17 protein-coding genes are annotated in these 16,574 nt (G+C 39.9%); 9 read left to right on the forward strand and 8 right to left on the reverse strand.

What is annotated here, in order from left to right; genetic code table 11:
- Position 1: 1 nt before the first annotated feature.
- From EV695_RS10870 to EV695_RS10885, 4 genes are all read right to left on the reverse strand, one after another.
- Complete coding sequence (locus tag EV695_RS10870) at positions 2-862, reverse strand: hydroxypyruvate isomerase family protein (RefSeq protein ID WP_207907050.1); 861 nt, start codon at positions 860-862, stop codon at positions 2-4.
- A gap of 12 nt (positions 863-874) precedes the next feature.
- Positions 875-2,095, reverse strand: a complete 1,221-nt coding sequence (locus EV695_RS10875; RefSeq protein ID WP_131905942.1) for an SO_0444 family Cu/Zn efflux transporter — start codon at positions 2,093-2,095, stop codon at positions 875-877.
- Between the two features lie 39 nt (positions 2,096-2,134).
- Entirely contained in the window at positions 2,135-2,539 is a 405-nt protein-coding gene (gene zntR, locus EV695_RS10880; RefSeq protein ID WP_131905943.1) for a Zn(2+)-responsive transcriptional regulator, read from the reverse strand.
- Positions 2,540-2,893: 354 nt separating this feature from the next.
- On the reverse strand, positions 2,894-3,595 hold the full coding sequence (locus tag EV695_RS10885) for a substrate-binding periplasmic protein (protein WP_131905944.1): 702 nt from the start codon (positions 3,593-3,595) through the stop codon (positions 2,894-2,896).
- Positions 3,596-4,331: 736 nt separating this feature from the next.
- Here EV695_RS10885 and EV695_RS10890 point away from each other — a divergent pair.
- On the forward strand, positions 4,332-5,249 hold the full coding sequence (locus tag EV695_RS10890) for a tellurite resistance TerB family protein (protein ID WP_165874685.1): 918 nt from the start codon (positions 4,332-4,334) through the stop codon (positions 5,247-5,249).
- An 85-nt stretch (positions 5,250-5,334) separates the two neighbouring features.
- Here EV695_RS10890 and EV695_RS10895 read toward each other — a convergent pair whose 3' ends face one another.
- Positions 5,335-5,775 (reverse strand): DUF6173 family protein, encoded by a 441-nt coding sequence (locus EV695_RS10895; protein ID WP_131905945.1) that lies wholly within the window; start codon positions 5,773-5,775, stop codon positions 5,335-5,337.
- A 597-nt stretch (positions 5,776-6,372) separates the two neighbouring features.
- Here EV695_RS10895 and nhaD point away from each other — a divergent pair.
- Complete coding sequence (gene nhaD / locus EV695_RS10900) at positions 6,373-7,710, forward strand: sodium:proton antiporter NhaD (RefSeq protein WP_131906187.1); 1,338 nt, start codon at positions 6,373-6,375, stop codon at positions 7,708-7,710.
- Positions 7,711-7,833: 123 nt separating this feature from the next.
- Here nhaD and EV695_RS10905 read toward each other — a convergent pair whose 3' ends face one another.
- Together EV695_RS10905 and EV695_RS10910 are read right to left on the reverse strand one after the other, a co-directional pair.
- Positions 7,834-8,565 carry an NYN domain-containing protein gene (locus EV695_RS10905; protein ID WP_131905946.1) on the reverse strand — a complete coding sequence of 244 codons (732 nt, stop codon included), beginning with the start codon at positions 8,563-8,565 and terminating at the stop codon, positions 7,834-7,836.
- A 164-nt stretch (positions 8,566-8,729) separates the two neighbouring features.
- Entirely contained in the window at positions 8,730-10,571 is a 1,842-nt protein-coding gene (locus tag EV695_RS10910; protein ID WP_131905947.1) for a SulP family inorganic anion transporter, read from the reverse strand.
- Positions 10,572-11,356: 785 nt separating this feature from the next.
- Here EV695_RS10910 and EV695_RS10915 point away from each other — a divergent pair.
- The 7 genes from EV695_RS10915 (at position 11,357) to EV695_RS10945 (ending at position 15,842) form a co-directional block, all read left to right on the forward strand.
- On the forward strand, positions 11,357-12,100 hold the full coding sequence (locus tag EV695_RS10915; RefSeq protein WP_131905948.1) for a hypothetical protein: 744 nt from the start codon (positions 11,357-11,359) through the stop codon (positions 12,098-12,100).
- Positions 12,101-12,376: 276 nt separating this feature from the next.
- Complete coding sequence (locus EV695_RS10920; protein ID WP_131905949.1) at positions 12,377-13,027, forward strand: peroxiredoxin-like family protein; 651 nt, start codon at positions 12,377-12,379, stop codon at positions 13,025-13,027.
- A 61-nt stretch (positions 13,028-13,088) separates the two neighbouring features.
- Positions 13,089-13,418 carry a thioredoxin family protein gene (locus EV695_RS10925; RefSeq protein ID WP_131905950.1) on the forward strand — a complete coding sequence of 110 codons (330 nt, stop codon included), beginning with the start codon at positions 13,089-13,091 and terminating at the stop codon, positions 13,416-13,418.
- A 112-nt stretch (positions 13,419-13,530) separates the two neighbouring features.
- The gene (locus EV695_RS10930) at positions 13,531-13,779 is read left to right on the forward strand and encodes a DUF3297 family protein (RefSeq protein WP_131905951.1); all 249 of its coding nucleotides are present in this window, start codon (positions 13,531-13,533) and stop codon (positions 13,777-13,779) included.
- 111 nt (positions 13,780-13,890) lie between these two features.
- On the forward strand, positions 13,891-14,430 hold the full coding sequence (locus tag EV695_RS10935; protein ID WP_131905952.1) for a manganese efflux pump MntP: 540 nt from the start codon (positions 13,891-13,893) through the stop codon (positions 14,428-14,430).
- Positions 14,431-14,629: 199 nt separating this feature from the next.
- Complete coding sequence (locus EV695_RS10940; protein ID WP_131905953.1) at positions 14,630-15,115, forward strand: P-loop nucleotide/nucleoside kinase family protein; 486 nt, start codon at positions 14,630-14,632, stop codon at positions 15,113-15,115.
- A gap of 79 nt (positions 15,116-15,194) precedes the next feature.
- Positions 15,195-15,842 (forward strand): class I SAM-dependent DNA methyltransferase, encoded by a 648-nt coding sequence (locus EV695_RS10945; protein ID WP_131905954.1) that lies wholly within the window; start codon positions 15,195-15,197, stop codon positions 15,840-15,842.
- 8 nt (positions 15,843-15,850) lie between these two features.
- Here EV695_RS10945 and EV695_RS10950 read toward each other — a convergent pair whose 3' ends face one another.
- Positions 15,851-16,381: a hypothetical protein gene (locus tag EV695_RS10950; protein WP_131905955.1), complete on the reverse strand. Its 531-nt coding sequence runs from the start codon at positions 16,379-16,381 to the stop codon at positions 15,851-15,853.
- Between the last annotated feature and the right edge of the window lie 193 nt (positions 16,382-16,574).

Genomic DNA, 16,574 nt, shown 5'->3' on the forward strand with positions numbered 1-16,574 from the left:
TTTAACAGCGACTATCCTTAAAGTTCATCCAGCCTAAACCTTCATTTGTAGTCGCTCTTGGGCGATATTCTGCACCTACATAACCCGTATATCCCAATTCATATAACCAGCTTAATAATCGGCCATAACACACTTCACCTTCATCGGGTTCGTGTCGTGATGGCACTGCGGCAATCTGAACATGTTGAATATATTCAAGATATTGCTCGAGTTTCTTCATCAAATTTCCTTGCGCGACTTGAATGTGATAACAATCGAACATGATTTTGATATTAGAACGACTTAAGCAGGCAACGGTTTCTACAGCCGTTTCAATATCTGAAAGATAATAGCCCGGTATATCCTGACGGTTTATAGGTTCTATCAATATACCGATGTCGTGATCAGCCGCGAGGTCTGCCGCGTAATTTAAGTTACTCAAATAGACATCAAAACAGGATTCCAAATAACCATTAGACACCCCCCCACTTTGGAGCACTTTTTCTGGTATCTTGCCCGACATCACATGGACGTGTTGTGCGTTTATCTGTGCAGCGTAATCAACAGCTTGCTTAATGTATTGACGAGCTTCGTTTTCTCTTTCTGGAATAGCGCATACGCCAAAGTCGCCTGCGCTAAGATCGCCTGGTAATGTATTTAAACTCAACATTGGCAAACCTGTCTCTTCCAAGGCTTGCTTGACGTCTTCTGCGGGAGTTTCAAACGGCCAGTGACATTCCACTGCATCAAAACCTGCGTTAGCAGCAGCATGAATACCTTCTACCAAGCTGAGTTCCTGCCAAAGAAAGCCAAGATTTGCTGATAGCTTATTGGAAGGATTAATGGACTGATTTATTGATTGATGTGTAGTTGTCTTAATCAAGTGAGAATCCTATTAACTTGTTTGTGTTTTCCATGGGTGACTCTTACCCAACTTTAATTTTAAAACGACACCAACTAATAACAACAATGATGCCCATGCAATAACCGCAGGAACCATATCGTGACTGTGCGAAATCTGCCCCTGAACATCAATGTTAAACGCTGAAATGAGGTAATCAACAAGAAATCCTGTGATTAAAGCAACAATCGTTACCCCAGATAAATAAGCAATCAATGAGCGTCTACCCAGCTCTTTGCCAATTACGCCAAGCGTTGAGATATTGGTCGCCGGACCCGCCATTAAAAACACCATCGCTGTACCCGGAGAAACTCCTGCAAGCAACAAACCTGCTGCGATAGGTGTCGAAGCGGTTGCACACACGTACATCGGAATGCCGACGACTAGCATCAACAACATTGCAGGTAAGCCACTTCCCCATTCTGCGAGGAAAGTTACCGGCACAAAGGTTTGTACCAGCGCCGCAAATACCAAACCAATCACCAACCAGAACAACACCTTATCAAACAGTTCTGTAAATGAGTAAACAACACCATTCCACGCTTTGTGTATAAAACTGTCTGGATGAGATTCCATGGGGATCTCATTAGAAGATCCATTTGATGAATCACAGCATGACTTTATTTCTTTTGGCGGTTTTGAAGCTTCATCGCTACTGCTACAACATGAAGTTGTTTTTTCTACAGGTTTAGATACTGCCTCGCTGCCACCGCAACATGACACTTTTGCAACTACCTTTTCTGATTTTTCTGATCCACAACAGCTAGCTTCCGCTGAACTCGTAGTAGCGATAGAAGCCGCCATATGAGATTCGTTTTCTTCTGCCTTACCCACCAAAAGACCCGCTGTGATAGCTGATATTATCGCTGCTATAGGTCTGACAATTGCCATAAATGGGCCCAGTAAAGCGTAAGAAACACTCACTGAATCGATCCCTGTTTCAGGTGTTGCAACCAAAAAAGAAACGGTTGCCGATTTTGAAGCACCTGCACGACGTAATCCCAATGCAGCAGGAATGACACCACAAGAACACAATGGCAATGGCGCACCAAACAACGCTGCTTTGACGATCGATGGCGCACTATTTCCACTCAGATGCTTTTGCAATAAAGATGTCGGTATCAGCGCTTTAATCAAGCCACCAATCACTAAACCCAAAACTAACCACGGGGCTGCTTCTAAGCATAATTCTAATAAATTGTTTAAAAATTCCATAACCTATCCTTGTTCCTCAAACTAAGCTTAAGCAAAACGTTAGTCGTCGGTATTGTCTAATGCGTTTAAAATCGTACACGAGGTTGCAGGTTCTGCCCCACCACAACACGCATCAGTAATTTTATGTAATGCATCACGCATTTTATTTAACTCATTGATTTTACTTTCTATCTGCTCTAGTTTTTGCTCTGCGATAGTTTTAACTTCAGAACAACTATGTTGATCCCTTTCGACACGCAAAGTGAGTAACTCTGAAATCTCATTCAATGAGAAACCCACTGACTTCGCCTGTTGGATAAAGTGCAACTGCTTGAGAGATTCCTGATCGTATTCACGATAACCCGACTCGGTTCTTCCTACAGGCGCTATCAAACCCTGCTTCTCATAGAAACGTAGTGTCTCAACTTGAAACCCTGTGTTTTTCGAAAGCTCACCAATTCGCATTTTAATAACCTTAATTACTATTTATGTTTTTAGTATAAACCCTAAAGTCTACTTTAGGGTCAAGCGTAGACTTGAAATAAGCATTTATTAGATACAGATCAATTTACTGCATGGAATTCAATTAGTAATTCCCCTATCGAATAAGTGCAGCCACATACAATTAGCTTAAATATTTGGAGAAAAACAGATGGTTTGGGATGTTAACTTAGGATGAGATATAGTTTTTTTTACTATCAAAAAACGGGCTGAAAGGTGGGGGGGTGCCTTTTTCATTCAGAATAATAGCTCGTTTGAATGAGTCATTAGAACAGACTCTATATTCAACGTTCTAAAGTCATTTACTAAAATCAAATATTACAAATAGTTTTCAACGAGTTCTTTATAAAGTTCAATATCACTCTCATAAACGGCAGATTCATATTTTTCGACAAAATCAGAATCAACGAAGGGGGAAAAAACCGTGAATATTTGTATGGGTGGTTCAGGCAAATTAAGCACCTTGAATTTATCCTCCATACCCAGTTTGGTTATTTCACTGGTGAGTGAGATATAACAGGGTAAATAGACCGCATCTAAACGGTTAAACGCTAATTTTTGAAGGTTCTTTCCTGGCGACTCTACGCCCGGCAAAGGTTCTAGATCAACCGCATTTCTGGTTAACATCGGGGAGACAAAAGAATTCTGGATAGTACCAATCTTGAATCCTGTTAAATCAGCTTCTGATGACACCTGATTTAATGCAGAGGATGAATTTACCACTATGCCTGATTTGATTTCTGAATATGGGAGTTTGGGGTATTGAAAGATTAATTCTCTTTTTGGATTTTTTGCCAAAAACAGAGCAGCATCCAGTGACGCCTCTTCCAGACGTTGCACTAAGCGGCTTAATGGATACTCTTCAAACACATAGTCTGTCAGGCCCATACGCTTTGCGACGATTTTGAAATAATCAATGGCTGCGCCTTTCGGCTCGTGATTTTCATCCAGAAACATATGTGGATGTAAATTAACAATACCAAGCTTTAATGTCTCCGCCTGAAGACTTGTCGATAGCACCAAAGACAAACCGAATAACAAACGTGTAATAAGCGTTAAAAATAATCGCGGTAATTTATAGGCAACAGCTGAAATATCGACAGATTCTCTGCGGATTAATTTTGTGGAATAGTTGTACAGATTGATAAAAACACCCTCTCCTAGTAGCTTAAAATAACTTTTAAAATTGAGGCTTAGATGTGCTTTTTTGGGCCATAGTTAAATGTAAGCGATAATATTTTTTATTTTCTCCCACTTATTATTATTTTTATTATTTTGTGAAGAAGTTATACCTATCACAATCGACTTTATAAAACGCCTTGTTTATATGGCTCCTTATAAAATGACATCATACTGATAGACATACAGTTTATACCTATTCACTATACTAGAAATATAATTGCAGACAAATTATTTTTATTTATCATGAGCTTTATTAATTTAATTAATTGATTGTCAATAAAACCTCTTGTAAATCATAAATCGTTAGCGAGAATCTGATTTCTATTCAGAGACTCTCTTCATTCACAACGCTTTTTACGACGCTTTTTACAAGACTGTTTGCATTTTCAATATTCTCTGATCAAACCGTAAATTACCGTTAGTCAATCAAATTGGTATGAACTTCATATAAAGATTCTAATACCAACGTTAAGTAATGCCAGACGGTTTAGCGTTTTTAACCTACACTTATGGCGTTTAAAATTGTTATGGGCAAACATTCATTCCGCCCCACATATATTCAAAGGAGAACAAAATGGACGCTATTGATACGATTAAGATATTAGGTAGTCTTCTTGGCAACGGTGCATTATCAAAAGGCTCAGGAGGAAATGTCTTAGGCAGTATCCTTGGTTCAGCGTTAGGTGGAGCACAAAACCAGCAAACACAGGGCGGCGGCGCACTAGGTGATATTCTGGGTGGTCTAATTGGTGGAAACCAACGCACTACTAGCGGCGGCGGTATGGCTGATATTCTGGGTGGTTTACTCGGTGGTCAACAACAGCAACAACAAGGCGGTGGTCTTGGTGATTTATTAGGAAGTCTAACTGGTGGTGGACAAAGTGGCGGCGGACTAGGAGACTTACTAGGCAGCTTGGCAGGTAGTCGCCAACAGCAGGCACCACAAAGCGGTGGCATGGGCGATTTACTTGGTGGATTACTCGGCGGCGGTCAAAGCGGTGGCATGGGTGGCGCTGGTGGACTAGGTGGTCTTCTTGGTGGAGCGCTCACTAAATACGCTCAAAACCAGAACAGCACTGCCCCTAACCCGGGTGTCGATGATAGTGACCTTTTGCCAATGGGTATTGATCAACGAGAAGCAACAGATCAGGCAACCCTTATCATTCGTGCAATGATCAATGCAGCTAAGTCAGATGGTAGCATCGATGAAGCTGAGCAGGAAAAAGTGATCAATAAATTGGGCGATGTGACTCAGGCAGAAGCTGACTTCGTACGTAATGAATTCCGTCAGCCACTTGATGCAGCAGCATTTGTACGTTCAATCCCACGTGGCATGGAACAACAAATCTACGCTGTATCGTTGATGGCGATTGATCTGGACCACAATAAAGAAGCTAAATATCTTGATGAATTAGCACGTGGTCTTAATATTCAACCTCAACTTGCTAATCAGATCCACGAGCAGTTAGGTGCTCCAAAGTTATATGCATAAGCAAGTAGTGTATTCGTAAGAATTACTCAACAAAAAAAAGCGACTCATCGAGTCGCTTTTTTTTGTTTGTGAATCAGCTAATTAATCAATTTAGCAAAGCTTTGGACTTCTTCTCTTTATATTCTGCCCAATCCGTAAAGCCAAAAGGAGTCTTTTGTTGACCCGTAATTCTGCGTTTAAGTGCTATCAACTGGATATTCAATTCCGATGAAGATTTAACAAAATGAACCTGCTTACCGCTATCTACATGTCCTTTAAAATAGATCATGGCGTTATTTTTATAAGCGATATGATCAATATAGAATGTGACTTGTTTTCCCTGATGTTCAATCTGAATACCTGCTTCATAATCATCATCCAGAGATTTGTGTAGATCATTAATCCAAACTACAACGTCTGTGTTATTAATGTTTTTAATTAATTTAGCACTGATTAAAATCTGACAATTAGAAACCGCTTCCTGACTTTTTAATCGGATCGTATTAATAATATCTTCTTTTTCAAAAATTCTACAAGTAGCATCCATGCCATCATCCTTACTTATTATTCTTCCTATCTAAGTAAGTGAAACAAAACCACGCTAAGTTCATAATTTTTATTAGAAAATTAGTTTGTTTACCCTGTAGCACCATAACATAGCGTAAAAATGCACTAGTTAGGCATTCATTCTTTTAAATTGCTGCCTGTTATTCCTATACATTTCTCCATTGGCTAGTTACTTGCTCTATTTTATAGCATTTAATCCTGAGTCTTTTAACCTGCTCTTAAGTCTAATTATTTCTGATACCCAAGCTACTAAACATAATACGCTATAGCTCTAATTCATTGAGAAGATTGGTAATTTCTACCTAAATTGCTAAAAAATGGTATAAAAAGTCCTCTTTTTATCCAGCTTTATATTAAATCGTTTGTGGCAATCTCAGGCCATTGCCGATAGCTCATTGAATATATTAAATTTCCCATGCTACAATCGCGCCTTTTTTCGCTGAGCTGGCTAATCACATAGCGCTAATCGATTGTTCTCATTGAAGGTATTCCCTTGTTCTCTCTCACAAAATTATCACTCATAACCCTTTTATTACTATCCTGTATCAACCCGGCATTTGCATCATCCGCTGCCAGTATGATTCCGCATGATTTCACAACAAAAACATTAAGTTGGGTGGCTATTGCAATCTTTGTTATAGCGTATACCTTTGTAATTCTGGAAGATGTGATTCACCTAAGGAAATCAAAGCCTGTCATTGTGGCAGCCGGTTTAATCTGGATCATTGTTGCAATGTCTTACGCGGGCATCGGACGCTCTGATCAAGTCGATGCTTTTCTTAGCCATAACGTTCTGGAATACGCTTACCTGTTCTTATTCCTGCTGGTGGCGATGACCTACATCAATACCATGGAAGAACGTGGTGTGTTTGATGCGCTCCGAGGTTGGTTAATCTCCAAAGGTTTCACCCTTAAAGGTATTTACTGGATTACCGGCGCACTGGCTTTTGTAATCTCGCCGTTAGCAGATAACTTAACAACGGCATTATTGATGGCCGCGGTAGTTATATCAGTCTCGGGGGGTCGCTCAGCGATCATGGCAGACAAAACTTTAAAAGGTTTTGTGGTATTAGCCTGTATCAATATTGTGGTAGCAGCGAATGCAGGCGGCGCATTTAGCCCGTTTGGTGATATCACCACCTTAATGGTGTGGCAAGCAGGTAAAGTGCCTTTCGGTGGCTTCCTCGGTCTAATGCCAGCTGCCTTGGTAAACTGGTTGATTCCGGCAGTCATTCTTTCTTTCTTTTTACCTAATGCCAAACCTGAGCCTAAAAAAGAAGAAACGCGCCTCAAATACGGTGCATTTGTCGTCGTTGGTTTATTCATCTTCACAATCGCGCTTGCCGTTACCTTCCATAATGCGTTCCATCTTCCTCCGATGCTGGGCATGATGACTGGCTTAGGATTTTTGCAGTTGTATGGTCATCACCTTAAAAACACCGATAAATCACACGTTGATGATAATCGCATTGGTCGTTTTGATATCTACAACCAGTTACAACGCTCGGAGTGGGACACCTTGATGTTTTTCTATGGCGTTATCTTATGTGTGGGTGGTTTAGGCGCATTGGGCTATCTTGCGCAAGTTTCAGGTCTACTTTATGGCGTTTTAGGACCTACCTATGCCAATATTCTAGTGGGTGTGATGTCAGCGATTGTAGATAACATTCCGGTAATGTTTGCCGTGCTCAGCATGAACCCTGAACTAACACAAGGTCAGTGGTTATTGGTGACATTAACCGCTGGTGTTGGTGGATCATTACTTTCTGTTGGGTCTGCAGCAGGTGTTGCACTTATGGGTCAAGCACGTGGCATATACACGTTTATGTCACACCTTAAATGGGCATGGGCAATTGCTTTGGGATATATCGCCAGTATTGGCGTTCACATGGTTATTTATGATCTTTCGTTTTAATAGTTGGGTATAGATAAAAGTAGTAAACCCACCCCCCTACTTTAAGCGACATTTTTGTAACAAAATAAAATCACAGCGCTAAACGAGAACCTCTACAGTAATCGTATAGCGCTGTTTATTTTTTTATTTCCGTGCATCTTTTATATACATAACCGAGCCATCATTCCTCATTTCTATATCAAATAACTCGCTGGCTCTTATCAAATCACCTAGCTTTCTGTAGCCATAGTTTATGGATGAGAAGGAGCTGTTATTGGAAATATAGTGACCGACGTGACTCATGTGTGCCCAACCATCATCTTCTGATGATTGCTCAACAGCGGTTCTTAATAACTTCACCAGTGCGTTATCACGTCTAAGTTCAGCTTTACTTTTCTTGGCCTTTTTAGTGGAGGTATTGTCTGTTTTCTCTTTTTCTTCTTGGGCTAGATTTTCTGTGAAGATAAATGGCGAACATGCATCAACGAATGGCTGCGGCGTTTTCTTTTCACCAAAACCATAGACAGGTAGGCCACTCTCAAGGATTCTTAGCACCAATGGGGTAAAGTCACTGTCGCTAGTCATCAACGCAAACGCATCGATACTGCCACTGTAGAGCAAATCCATCGCGTCGATAATCATCGCAGAGTCAGTCGCGTTTTTACCTTTGGTATAAGCAAATTGCTGCATCGGCCTTATGGCATTTGGATGTAAACGATTAATCCAGCCAGATAACGATGAGTTGTTCCAGTCCCCATGTGCATGTCGCACATTGACCATACCGTACTTCGCTAGTTCTTCTAAAACCCCTTCTATTGAATTGTGACTTACATTATCGCAATCGATAAGTAATGCTATTCTTTTTCTTTCTGACACAAAAACTCCCAGTGTACACACTCTAATGATTAAACATGACGCACAAACAGTCAGTTTGTTACGTCATCTGATTGTAAACACATCCCCACTGCTTTTGAAAGACAACTCGTTTTTAGTTAGTAAAAACGTGTTGAATTTATACAGAGTCAGAGGCTTGTTTCATCCTAATCATTAGAATTTTCATTCTTTTGATTGTTTTTCTTATGCTCATTGTTGTCATCAGAAGACGAATCGTCTCCTTCATACACCACAATTTCTACTGGCTTATGGTAGATCAAATTACTAACATCCACGGTATCACCATATTTTTCTTTGATTGCCTTGATGGCTCTAGCGCGCTTGTCGAAGAAGTGTGCAGCACCGATTTTCTTATATAAACCAGAACGTTTCAGTGCATCTTCTACTTTGAATTTAATCCGTGAAATATAGAATTCGATGCCCGCTTCAGCTAACCGTTCAGACATATGGCTCAGCATTTCTTCACCCGTTGCATCAATCTGATCAACCGCTTCCAGATCTAACACCAGTACTTTCAGCTCAGGTTTATCTGCGACTGCATTCAACATTTTACGTTCGAGATAACCAGCATTGGCAAAATACAAATCGCCGTCATATCGATAGAAGGCAACCGTCTTACTGGTTTTAAGCGCATTCAATCTGGCATCACGATAAACACCTTCTTCGGTGAGTGACACCTCGGCAAAATGAGGTGTCATGGTGCGGTATAAATAGAACAACAGTGATAAACCGATACCAATAAAGATGCCCCATTCAAGATGCGGTGCAAAATAAAGCGTAGAAGCAAACACCGCCAGCGTGACAAAACCATCGTGCGGATTGACTGTCCATGCGTGTTTGAAAGGCTGTAATTGAATCAGGCCGATAACCGCGATAATGATTACGGCTGCCAGCGTAGCAACCGGCAAATGGTATAAAAGTGGTGTTAAGAACAACAAGGTAATACCAACAATAATACCGGACACGATTGCGGCAAAACCCGTTTTTGCACCGGCATCAAAAGCCACTGCCGTACGTGAGAAAGAACCAGAAACCGCATAACCCTGGGTTACACCAGCGACCAGATTTGCCAGACCTTTACCAACCATTTCCTGATCAGCTGATAAATGCTGGCGCGTTTTAGAAGCCACCGCTTTTGCAATAGAAAATGCTTCAACAAAGCTCAATAAAGCAATCATAAATGCAGGTAAAAGTAAGTTAGATAAATGATCTGGATTGATTGATGGCGCTTTAAAAGCGGGTAAACCACTGTTAACTTCAGCGACAATTTTACCGCCCATGCCTTCAAAACCAATCGCCCATGAGACTAAAATCGAGATCACTACCGTGAATAAAATACCGGGTAATCGTGGTGTGAATTTCTTGAATCCGAGTAACAATAATAAAGAAAACGCACCCATCATTAAGGTCGGCATATGTGTTTCATTGGGAATCGCTTTCAATAGATTCCACAGGGTTTCGTACAAATGACTACCCGATTCGACATCGATACCAAGTAATTTGCCTAGTTGTAAACTACTTATCACTATCGCAGCCGCATTGGTAAAACCAATCACCACCGGATGCGACAGGAAATCCACCATCACGCCCAGGCGCAATAAACCTAGAACAACTTGCATAATGCCCGCAAGAATCGCAATCATCGCGGCATAGGCAATATATTGTTCGGGCTCTAATCCCAGTGGGATCAGTGCAGCTGCAGTCATCAATGAGATGATAGCCACCGGGCCATTTTGTAATTGCCGAGATGAGCCAAATAAAGCCGCTACTATAGGCACCAGGAATGCAGCATATAAACCCATTTGCGGTGGCAAACCGGCTAACTGCGCATACGCCATGGACTGGGGTATCAACACTAGGGCAACGGTAATGCCAGCGATTATATCTGCCCTTAATATCTCTGGTTTCTTCAGTTCAAAGATCCAGTCCAGAAACGGCACAAAACGCTTCTTACCATCGTTTACTAACTGTATTAAATAATCGTTCATTATTCCCCTATACGGTCTCTTTTATTATCTTTGCTGTACTTTAGTTAGTACTTTAATTAGCACTTTAAATAGTACTTTTTTTGAGTGAGTCAAAAACTATGATTCATAGTATTTCATTATAATCATAAAGATAGCAGAATCTGATTAACAGTTTTCTATAATCTATTTTATTTATGGATTAATTAATCATATTTAAGGCTATTCAAAACAATAGCATCACATTTAAGTATCACATAAGAGGAAAAAGTGCCCCAATGTACGGGGGTGGCTTAATAGCTAAACGATAAAAATCCTTATTGTCTATCAGGTCTTAACAATGTCTTTGCGAAACTTATCGCTGTCGTTAATGACAGTCATGAACTGGCAGGAAGTAAAAACATTCGTTTAGCCGAGTTAAAAAATGAAAAGTTTATTATTTATTAATAGAGATCAAGCACTTGGACTATTTGATGAAACCCTCTCACTATGCAAGGAATCCGGTTTTTCACCCAATATCATTAGCCAGCCCCCGATACATGCAAACCTTAGTCACAGAAACAGCGGCAGGTATAGGTGTAGCGATTGCCCCCCTTTTGTATGAGTAAGTTATATAGCCAAGGCTGTCACTTTCTTAACTTAGAAAAAATAAATATGAAAATTCCATTATAGCTTCAATATAATAAAAATAACCACGCCGCAACAATCAAAGCATTTGTGGATATAGCTTTAAATGCTAAGGTCGAAATACAACAAAGCATGAAACATTAAGGCTTAAAAATTCAATAACCAACTAAGAGTTAAGTAATATGAAATCAGGCTTATCTATTCAAACAACTATCATTTCAAGTTTATTTGCAGTTTCGATATTCTTTATTTTTGCAAGTACACCTGCTTCTGCAGAAACTCATAACATATCTAATACTTCAAACACATCTGCAACAAAATCCGACTCTATTAATAGATCGATAGATTTATTTGGGCTTAAATTAGGTCAATCCATTACTGAGGTAAAAAGTATTCTGACAAATACCTTCAAAATCAAAAAAGAAATGATTAAAGAAGGCCGTTGGTTTCAACCAGAAATTGAAGGTTTAGATGTTGATGCTTTAACTATTAGTAATATCGAGCTACCGTTACAATTTAAACCTGATAGTCCCCCTATTTCAGTCAAATTAGAAAAACTTGAAATATTATTTACCTTGAAGCTCCCGATATCTGAGCCCAGAAGATCTGCATCAAAATTTATTGTGTTCTGGTTTGAGAAAACCCCTGAGGTACAAGCCTTGGTTAAGGATTACGCATTAAATAAACTGGGTAAGCCTTTAATTGATAATGAAGACGGTTATCAGTGGTGTAATTATATAAGCGAGGACAAACAGTCTTGTATCACCAGTTGTGATTTATCTAAGCCTGATCAATTTTGTCCACCCAATCCGTCCATTGGCTTGATGGAAGCTTCGTCTAAAATTTATTCACTCGCTATTACAGATTACTCTATGGATACTAATACAGGAAATGCTTTGAAGGTATTGAAATCTAAATCAAAATAATTAGTTTAACCCTAAACTTAGCTTGTTCAATTCATCTGCAGAAGAATTAAAAAAATGCCCGTAAGTAGGGGGGTGTAAAAAAACCGTCATTATTATTCTTTTTACGAGGCTAATGTGCGTTTAACCATTCATGAACAATAATTAATGTAAAAGACCCATTTTTGTGTCCAATTCAACGCCAAAATAGTATCTAATCTTTCATTACAAAATCATCAATAATCGCCGAATAAAGGTCTGATTATTTCAAAACTTATATACCCTGTTTAAAGGTAAATCATGACAACATTAAAAGAACAAACCGACGCTAAGATTGAAGAGTCTCGCCGAGCTAACCCTGAGTTTATGAAAGGCGTCGAAGATGTTATTAAGCAGGCAAAAGACTTCCAACAAGGTAGCAACGCTGTTGAAACGGGTACGCAAGCACCTGGTTTCGAATTACCAGATCCAGAAGGTAAATTAATATCGTTGCCTGATTTACTGGCAAAAGGCCCTGCCGTAGTGACTTTTTATCGTGGTAGTTGGTGTCCTTACTGCAATTTACAGCTTAGAGCTTTGCAAGCACGTTTAGCTGATATTCATGCGCTAGGTGCTGAATTAGTTGCTATTAGCCCACAAGTACCTGATGGGTCGATGACAGAGAATGCGATTAGTGAAATGGACTTCATCGTACTCTCTGACCAAAACGCCAAGGTAGCTGCTGAATATGGTGTGGCTTGGGAAGTTCCAGAATTTCTTGTGGAGCATATGAAAGTAGACCGTCAGCTTGATCTCGAAGAAATCAATAATGGAAATGGCAGCATACTTCCAATTCCTGCCACTTTTGTTTTAGATACTGATGGTGTCATTACATGGCGCTTTGTCGATGTTGATTACCGCACGCGCTCTGAGCCTGAAGATATTATCAAGGCGCTACAGAAGTTGTCTTAAGCGATTCTTACGACCTCATTAGAATACAGGTTTAATAGTTACCTCATTGATCGCCAACCCTATGAAACAAATTACCGATATTACACTGATAGAAAGCCAATCTGCTCAAAGCGCTTTGTTTATTCTCTTTGGTGGTCCATCTTGCGGCGTTTGCAAAAGTATTCGCCCACAACTTGAGTCTATGCTGAAAGAACACTTCCCTGAAATTCAAAGCGCTTATATTGACTGCGAAACATCACCTGAAATCTGCGCGCAATTCAGTGTATTTAGTCTGCCAGTGGTGAAAGTATTTATTGAAGGTAAGCTAGTCGCGGAAGAGTTTGGTGCTTTTAGTCTTTCTCAACTACGCGATAAATTAGAAAGATACTATTCTATGTGGCTTAGCCAATAATGTGGCTTGGCGAATAGTATGGCTTAGCGAATAGTCGTTGATGACAATCAAGTGCGCTAAGTTTATATTACCCGTTATTTTAGCCAGCTAATTTCAAAATAAGGATACTCAAATGACAGACACTCAATCGCGACCGCCATTACCGGATAGACTTTCGGGGAATCCTCGCAGCCCTCATCATGTAGAAGAAATCTTCCAGCACGAGATAGGCATTTTATTTAACAAAAAAGAACGCAACGATGTTGAAGAATACTGCATTAGTGAAGGCTGGATAAAAGTGGCTTCGCCTAAAGCTCTGGATCGTCGTGGACAACCACTATTGATTACATTGAAAGGAACGGTTGAAGCCTTTTATCGTTGAGTTTTCCTCCCGCTTTCGGTCTTGATATCCCTATCTATAAGACATCCTCGTAGCCAAAATAAGTAATAAGTGCAGAAATAAGTAGAAGTTATAAGTAGAAGTAATCAATAAATGTTTGAAGTTTTCATTTTAGCCATTGCCCTGAGCATGGACGCTTTCGCCGTTTCTATCGGCCTTGGTTCTAAACACTTAACAAAAACAAAATCACTTTCGATTAGAGCTGCGATCTACTTTGGTGTGTTTCAAGGCATTATGCCTTTGATAGGGTTTATCGGCGGCAAAAGTGTTTTCGGATGGATCAATCATTATGCGCACTGGATCGCTTTTTTACTGCTGATTCTGATTGGTGGAAAAATGATTTATGACTCACTCACTGATGGCATCGAAGAATTTATCTCCGATATTACGCACAAAGTTCTACTCGCTCTGGCTATCGCAACAAGCATCGATGCCATGGCAGCGGGCTTCACCCTAACGCTGCTTGAAGTCAATCCTTTCCTCGCTTGCATAATTATTGGCTTCACCACGTTTCTCTTTAGTGGGCTTGGTGTCTTTATTGGCGCCAAGAGTGGCACCTGGTTAGAAAGTAAGGCAGAGCTTGTTGGTGGTACTGTCCTTATTTTAATCGGTTTTAAAATACTACTCTTTTAGATGACGTAAAAAAGTGCCTATAAGTAGGGGGGTGCCTTAAATCATAAGAAAGAGAATCGCAGTAGAAATCATTAGGCTAATCATTAAGGGGATGTATAGGCTGGTTTTTCAGCACCATTAAATGTTATGTTTGTCGCCATGATTATCGCTAGATAAGTCTTTATAAACGCGAAATCATTCCAGAAAAACGAGTGCACTTATGAACAAAGGAACCTTAACTTTTTTCTGCGGGAAAATGGGCGCAGGAAAATCTACCCAATCGATTGCGATTGCACAACAAAGTAATGCCATCCTACTTTCTGAAGATGAATGGTTAAGCTCACTATTCCCAAATAAAATTTCGACTCTAGAAGATTATATAAAATACTCAAATCGACTGAAGCCACAGATTAAAAAGCTTGTTCAAGCGCTATTAAATACAGGAACAGATGTGGTTATGGACTTCCCTGCGAATACCGTTTCTCAAAGAGATTGGTTTCGCCGTATTTTTGAAGAAGTGGATGCTCAGCACAGAATGATTTACATCGACCTACCCGATGAAGTCTGTTTAAAACACATAGAAAAAAGACGTTTACAACAGCCTGAAAGGGCGCAAACTGATACTGAAGAGATGTTTCATCGAGTGACTCAATATTTTGAAGCCCCAGATTCGTCAGAAGGCTTTACTGTTGAAGTCAGTCAATAGAAAATATCAGGAACACTTAAAAGCTTAGCCAAAAGGACTTGGCAAAGAATCAATAATTTATCAATCGTCAGGAAATCAGATGAGCAAAGATTTTTTTAAACAAAAAGCGGGCATTTACGAGACAGATGAAAAGCGTGTTTCCAATGTCGATAATATCGCCAATACCGTGCTTGAAAATGTCAGCCTGAATCAGACTATGCATTTGATGGATTTTGGCGCTGGTACTGGCCTACTGCTTGAACGCATTGCACCGTATGTTAAAAAAATAACGGCAATCGATATTTCGAAGTCGATGATTGAGCAGCTCGAAAAAAAGCAAGACAGTCTTGAGTGTGAAATAGATATTCGACAGATTGATTTAGTTACAGAAAATATCAGCGATTCATTCGATGGCATCATATCGTCGATGACGATGCATCATGTGGATGATATTGAGGCAATGTTCTCCAAATTCTATAACTTATTAGAAGATGGTGGAGTCATTGCCATCGCAGATCTTGATGAAGAAGACGGCAGCTTCCACACGGAAGATACAGGCGTTTATCACTTTGGTTTCAAACGCGATGTCATTGCAAATGCCGCCAAACAAGCAGGCTTCCAAGACGTTGCAGTCATTGATGCGAGCGTGATGCACAAACCTTATGGTGATTTCCCGATCTTTTTACTGACCGCCGGAAAACCACCCTGCATAGCTTTAGGCATCTCGTTATATAGATTAAGTGATTAGCTTTTCAACTAAATGACTTCTTCAATAATACTTACCAATAACGCTTTGATTTCTTTGGTTTCCGGAGCTCTCGGATCTGGCTCTCTAAAGCTAAGATAAACCGTTTCTGGCTCGTCATGCAAAACATAGATAGCAATCGCATAAGGGCATAACACGATGTTGTGTGGATTTGCACCTACCAAGGCGTGTGATAAATTCGCCTTACAAAACAGTAATATTTCGGCATCATCATAGACAGGGGTAGTTACACCAGCGATTTCAGCGGTGTTTTCTAACATGGTTTTAGCATGCGATGTGTAACTGATTACTAAACCTTCCGCCGATATGGCAGCCAGTAAATCTTCTTTAGCATCAGCAAAACTGGATTCTGTACTGAAAACATTGGCAAATTCAGGGTACTTAGCCTTCTCGCCTGATGCAGACTCGGTTTTTGATGGCGTTGCCGCATTTACAGCTGCATCACCGTTTAGGTTTTTAAATAACTCCGATGCTGCGATACCGCACACAACAAACAAAACCAAGATGAATATTTTTTTCATTTAACTACCCTATTCCAACATAAATCATGTTTTTCTATCAATTTATAAGTATAAACCTAACGCATCCAGGCTGTTTAAACATTTTTTTGACACCCCCCACCTTTGGGGCTTTTTTTTAAATCGAATACCTATATAACTATTGATAATTAGTGATAACTAGCGAGAACAGCTAACAATTCATTAAATGATATAT

The sequence above is a fragment of the Cocleimonas flava genome, assembly GCF_004339015.1.
Taxonomy (GTDB): Bacteria; Pseudomonadota; Gammaproteobacteria; order Thiotrichales; family Thiotrichaceae; genus Cocleimonas; species Cocleimonas flava.